Genomic DNA, 6,005 nt, shown 5'->3' on the forward strand with positions numbered 1-6,005 from the left:
GCCGTGCCTCCTCGTTGCAGTCCGTCGCAGTCCGTCGTAGTCCGTCGAGGACCCTTGAAGTCCGTTCCGGCTCTCCATCCTGCACGTGCCACCTGTCGCCCGGTAGTTTTCGTTACCTCAGCGTTACGATTGAGTCATGGAGGCTCGTGGCGCGGGTCCGTCGTACGGTGGCGGCATGACGAGCGGGGCGCCGAGGTCGGCCAGGGGTACGGAGCGGCGTGCGGAGATCCTCCGGGCGGCGCTGGAGGTGATCGCCGAGCGGGGTTACCGGGGCGCGAGCCTGGCGGCGGTCGCCGAGCGGGTCGCCCTCACCCCGCAGGGGCTGCTGCACTATTTCCCGACCAAGGAGGCGCTGCTCGTCGCCGTACTGGCGGAGCGCGACCAGTGGGACGCGGTCCCCGGCACCGGGTGGCCGCTCGAACTGCTCGGCCAGCTGGTCGAGTACAACGCCATGCGGCCCGGGATCGTGCAGACCTTCTCGGCGCTGCTCGGCGAGAGCGTCACGGAGGGGCATCCGGCGCGCGGCTACTTCACCGAACGGTACGAGGCCGTGCGCGCGAACATGGCACGGGTGCTGCGGACCGAGTACGGGGAACGGCTGCCGGGCGGCCTCACCCCGGAGCGGGCCGCTCCCCTGCTCGTCGCGGTGATGGACGGGCTGCAGTACCAGTGGCTGCTCGCGCCGGAGTCGGTGGACATGCCGGGGGCGTTCCGGGACTTCCTCACGCTGCTGGGCGAGGGCGGGGACAGTCCGTAACCGAGGGCGGGGACAGTCCGTAACAGGGGGCACGCGCCGTGGCGTGTGCCCCTCGCGTCACGCATAATGCCGCCATCCGACGACGTCCCCCACTCGCGACGGAAGGACCTGAACCACCTTGACGCACATACGTGTTCGGCTCGGCGCCCTCGGCCTGGCTCTGCTGACGGGACTCGCCGCGCCGCCCGCACTCGCCGCGGAGGATCCCGCGGCGCCCGCGCCCACCGTGGAGGAGCAGCGCCTCGGCAAGGCGGCGCCCCAGGAGATCCTGAACCGGTCCGGATTCGACACGGTGGCACCGGAGTTCGCCCGGGCCCTGGGCAGGACACACTCGTACGCCCAGGCCGAGCGGGTGGCCGAACGGCAGGGCGCCCGGTTGTGGCAGCGGGCGGTGGACCGGGTCCAGGGCCGCGGCCCCGCGGGCGGCGACCTCAGCAGGGACGACGACCGGCCGCTGTACTGGGCCCGGCTCGGCATGACGCGTGAAGTACGCCAGTGGCAGCCCGGGTTCGGCCTCACCGAGGCCCGGCGCGCCAAGCTCCTCGCCACGCTGGAACGGACCTCGCGCGGCCAGGACACCATCCGGTATCCGCACTCCAAGAAGGTCAAGCGGATCCTGGTGACCGGCTTCGACCCGTTCACGCTGGACCGGGACGTGCGGATCTCCAACCCGTCGGGGGCGACCGCGCTCGCGCTGGACGGCACGGTGATCAGGACGGCGGACGGTCCGGCGCGCGTCGAGACCGCCGTCTTCCCCGTCCGCTGGCAGGACTTCGCCGAGGGCACGGTGGAGCGGACACTGCGCCGGCACCTCCCCCAGGTCGACCTGTTCACGACGGTCAGCCAGGGCCGGGTGGGCCGCATCGACGTCGAGCGCACCAACGGGGCCTGGCGCGGCGGTTTCCCGGACAACGAGAACCTCTCGCGCACCGAGACGGTCCCGGTGACCGATCCTGCCTCGCAGCCGCAGTGGACGTCGACGACCCTGCCGTACAAGGACATCGTCGCCGCGGACACGGGACGCTTTCCCGTGTACGACAACACGTCGGTGACCGAGATCCCGGCGGGCGGGACGGAGCCCGTCGTGCGCCCCGCGGGGCCGACCGCGGGGTCGACGGCCCGGTCGGGCGGAGGCGGCAACTACCTCTCCAACGAGATCGCGTACCGCGCGACGCTGCTGCGCGACCGGCTCGGGCTGGGCGACTCGCTCCCCGGCGGCCATGTCCACACGCCGGTACTGGAGTTCGGGGCGGGCAACACGGATCCGGCGAGCGGGACGGTCACCGACGACCAGTTCGTACAGAACCGGCTGGACATCGTCGCCCAGGTGCGGTCGATCCTGACGGTGGCGGCGGAAGCCACCGACTGACGTCAGCGCTGGGGTGACTCGCTGACGTCAGCGAGTCACCCCAGCGGCTGGTTTCAGAGCTGGTTTCAGCGGCTGGTTTCAGCGGCTGGTTTCAGCGGCTGAGGGAGTTTGCGGGGTCCGCGGGACCCGCCGGGTCCTCGTCGGCCCGGTTCTCGTCGCGTGTCTCCTCGCCCAGCAGGTCGCGGGCCATCAGTGTGGCGCCCGCGACCGCGCCGGGCATCAGGAAGACGGCGACGAAGGGGACGAGGAAGGCGACCCCCAGCGGGGTGCCGAAGCCCCAGACCAGCGTCTTGCGGGAGCGGAGCATGGTGAGGCGGTCGCGGAGCACGACACCGCGGCGTTGCAGGGCGACCGCCGTCAGTTCCTCGGTGAGGAAGAAACCGGTGACGAAGAAGCCGATCACCGGGACGACGGTCTGCCCGACGAACGGGATGAACCCGAGCGCGAAGAGCAGCACGCCCCACACCAGGGCCCTGGCCACGATCCGGAGGCTGTCCCGTGCGGAGATCAGCAGTTCGCGCCAGAGCGGGAGCCCCGATTCGGGGGCCGTGCCGTCCGGGGACACGTCCCGGTCGACCTTCTCGGAGAGGTTCTCGTAGAAGGGCTGGCCGAGGATGAGGGTGACCGCGGTGAACGTGATGACGGAAAGGAGCAGGGCGAGCGCGAAGAGGACCGCCGTCAGGAAGCCGCGGAAGAGGCCGAGCCAGGGGCTCGACCAGTCGTCCGCGAAGGGGGTTGCCCAGGCGGTGAAGTCGGTGCCCCAAAGGGCCAGGGCGGTCAGTGCGGCCGCGTACAGCACGAGGGTGATGAGGCCGGGGAGGAGCCCGAACCCGAACTGCTTTCCATGGCGGGCCACCCATCGCTGGCCGCGCAGCAAGTATTTGAAACCCACCCCGAAATCACGCATACGTGCACCCTACCGGCGGCTCCGCCCCAGGCTGTTGTCCCCCTGGCGGGGAGGGTGGATGCCTGCAGGCCGGCCGGACCGGCTGTGGTGCTGGCCGTGGCGACGCGAACTGCAACGGCCCGGCCAAAGGCCCGCCGTCCGCGTCATTCATGCCGTGCGTGACGACGACGCACCCTTGTTGCGGAGGAGTCGAACAGGTAGACCTCCCGTACCCGATGTGACCTGTGTCAGGCACTCTCCACGGAGGTACACGTGCGCCTACCGAGACCCGTCCTGATCGCCACGGCCGCCGCCACCGCGGCGGCCGCGCTCCTCATCACCCCGAACGGGGCCGTCGCCGACCCCACGCCCCGCCCCGGGAACCCGGTCCGCGAGGGATCCGGTCCCTCCGGCGGCCCGTCCGGCGGCGCCGCCAAGGCGTCGCAGGACGCCACCGACCGTGCCCTGACCGCCCCGGTCACCGAGCTCACGGACGGCACCGGAACCGCCGGAGGCACGCGCGGTTATCCGCGCGAGCAGGTCCTCACCCCGGACCCGGACAACCCGGCGGACAAGTCCGTCAAGCTGGGCCTCACCCCGTACCACGCCATCGCCCCGAAGCTGAACGCGCTCCAGCGCCTCGGCGACCGGGTGAGCGTGGAGATCGCCGGCCGGTCGGCCGGGGGTCACCGGCTCTATCTGGTCACCGTCACCGCGCCCGAGTCCACCCGGCAGGCGCGCGCCCAGGAGCGTATGCGCGAGTTGATCGAGAACGCGCCCGCGGCCGCCGCCAAGGACAGCTCGGTCAAGCGTGACTACAAGACGCCGGTCTTCTTCAACAACAACATCCACGGAAACGAGTGGGAGGGCACGGACGCCTCCCTCGAACTGATCGAGAAGCTCGCCACGGCCAAGGACGGGTCCACCACCGACCTCCTCGCCCACAACCGCGTGTACTTCAACATCACCGCGAACCCGGACGGCCGTATCGCCGGCACCCGTGAGAACGCCAACGGCTTCGACCTGAACCGCGACTTCGTGACCGCCTCGCAGCCCGAGGTACGGGCCATGCGGCAGATCGCGATCGACAAGCAGCCCGCGCTGATGGTCGACCTGCACGGATACGTCAACGGCACACTCATCGAGCCGACGACACCTCCGCACGGCGAGAACTACGAGTACGACCTCTTCCTCAAGAACACCTACGCCAACGCGCTCGGCATGGAGTCCGCCGTCAACGGCCTCGGCTACACGCCCGCGAAGGACGGTGTGGAGCCCGCCCAGATCCCGTTCCGGGACCAGGAGGAGGGCTGGGACGACTGGCCGCCGATCTTCACCCCGCAGTACATGCCGTTCCACGGTACGGTCGCCGCGCACACGGTCGAGTTCCCGATGGCGGTGAACAACGACGAGTACGACGAGTTGCCCGTCACCGAACTGCGCCGCCGTTCGGCGATCAACGTGGCCATCGCGGGGGCGGCGATGCGGGCGAGCCTCGACTACGCCCGGACGCACCGCGCCTCACTCGTCGCCGACCAGATCGAGGTCTTCCGCCGGAGCGTGACGGGCGCCGCACAGGTCCCGGTCTCGCCGGAGACCGTGCCGGGTGTCCCGGGCATCGGCCCGGAGGACGTGTACACGACGGACTTCCCCCGCGCGTACGTGATCCCGGCGGGCGCCGGTGCCCAGCGCTCGGCCCCGGCCGCGGCCCGTCTCGTCGACCACCTGCTCGCCAACGACGTCCGGGTACGGGTGGCCACGAAGGACTTCAGGCTCGGCGGGAAGGCGTACGCGAAGGGCTCGTACGTGGTCGATCTGCGGCAGCCCAAGCGCGGTATGGCCAATGTGATGCTGGCGGACGGCCGCGACATCAGCGACAAGGTGTCGGTGATGTACGACATCTCCGGCTGGAGCCTCGGCCGGCTCTGGGGGGCGACGGTCGACACCGTTCGGTCCCGCACCCCGAAGCTCTCCGTGCCGGATCGCGCGGTCCGGGCGGCCGCGAAGGTCGGCTACGTCGCGCCCCGCGGCACGTTGCGGCTGCGCCTCGACGACGCCCGTGAGATCGCGGCCCTGAACTCCCTTCTCGCGGACGGCGTCGCGGTGCGGCGGGCGGCCGACGGCAGCGCGATCGTGCCCGCCTCGGCCCGTGGGAGGGCCACTGTCCTGGCGAAGACGTACGACGTGGCCTTCGACGCGACGAAGGCGGCCGGCGGCGCCGCGCTGCAGCGGGTGCGGGTCGCGGCGGCGGTCACTCCGGGCGAGCTGTTCGCGCTGCGCGAGATGAACTTCGACGTGGTCCCGGTGTCCACGGCGGTCCTCAACGCGGGCTTCGACTGGTCGAGGGCCGACGTCCTGTTCGCGTCCTCCGGGCTGGACCCGGCGCGCCTCGACACGGCCGCACGCACCGCCCTGGACGGTTTCCTGGCCCGGGCGGGGCTGGTGGGCCGCGGAGCCACCGGAGCGGCCCTCAACGCCGCCGCGGGGCTCCTGGCGGTCGAGCCGGTGGAGGGCAACCCGGACGCCAACGGCGTGGTGCGCGTGGTCAACTCGCCCGGCGGAGTGACCTCCGGCGCCCCCGACCACGGCTTCGTCTACGCGCCGCTGTGGTTCACGGACCTCGGCGCCGGGGTCCGCGTGGAGCAGTCGTACGCGGCCGGGAACCCGCTCGTTTCCGGGCACTGGCGTGTCCTGGAGGACGGCAGCGGCGGTCCGGCGCAGGCAGCGGGCCGGGCCTCGGTGGTCAGCGGTCCGCATGCCGTCCTGTTCGGCACGGAGCCTCTGTTCCGTGATCACCCGAAGGGCCAGTTCCCACAGGTCGCGCGTGCTTTGCTGACAGTGTCCTGAGGGACGTTCCCGGGGAACCGTGATACTCGGCGGCGGATCGCCTTTCCGGGGGCGGCGCCGGAGAACCAGCGGTTGGTCCAGGCGGTTCACGTCGCGGGGGGGGGGGGGGGGCCCCGACGGGTAGACCCGCGGGAGTAATGTCGAGA

The 6,005-nt window shown here is 71.5% G+C and carries 4 protein-coding genes; 3 read left to right on the forward strand and 1 reads right to left on the reverse strand.

The window, feature by feature from the left end; all coding sequences use genetic code 11:
- Window positions 1–175 precede the first annotated feature (175 nt).
- Window positions 176–757: a TetR/AcrR family transcriptional regulator gene (locus AB0D14_RS27355; protein WP_362783970.1), complete on the forward strand. Its 582-nt coding sequence runs from the start codon at window positions 176–178 to the stop codon at window positions 755–757.
- A gap of 118 nt (window positions 758–875) precedes the next feature.
- Window positions 876–2,126: a pyroglutamyl peptidase gene (locus tag AB0D14_RS27360; protein ID WP_362783943.1), complete on the forward strand. Its 1,251-nt coding sequence runs from the start codon at window positions 876–878 to the stop codon at window positions 2,124–2,126.
- A gap of 91 nt (window positions 2,127–2,217) precedes the next feature.
- Here AB0D14_RS27360 and AB0D14_RS27365 read toward each other — a convergent pair whose 3' ends face one another.
- Window positions 2,218–3,033: an EI24 domain-containing protein gene (locus AB0D14_RS27365; protein WP_362783945.1), complete on the reverse strand. Its 816-nt coding sequence runs from the start codon at window positions 3,031–3,033 to the stop codon at window positions 2,218–2,220.
- Window positions 3,034–3,285: 252 nt separating this feature from the next.
- Between AB0D14_RS27365 and AB0D14_RS27370 the strand changes: the two genes are divergently transcribed.
- On the forward strand, window positions 3,286–5,859 hold the full coding sequence (locus tag AB0D14_RS27370) for a M14 family zinc carboxypeptidase (protein ID WP_362783947.1): 2,574 nt from the start codon (window positions 3,286–3,288) through the stop codon (window positions 5,857–5,859).
- Window positions 5,860–6,005 lie beyond the last annotated feature (146 nt).

The organism is Streptomyces sp. NPDC048484, assembly GCF_040651415.1.
Classification (GTDB): domain Bacteria; phylum Actinomycetota; class Actinomycetes; order Streptomycetales; family Streptomycetaceae; genus Streptomyces.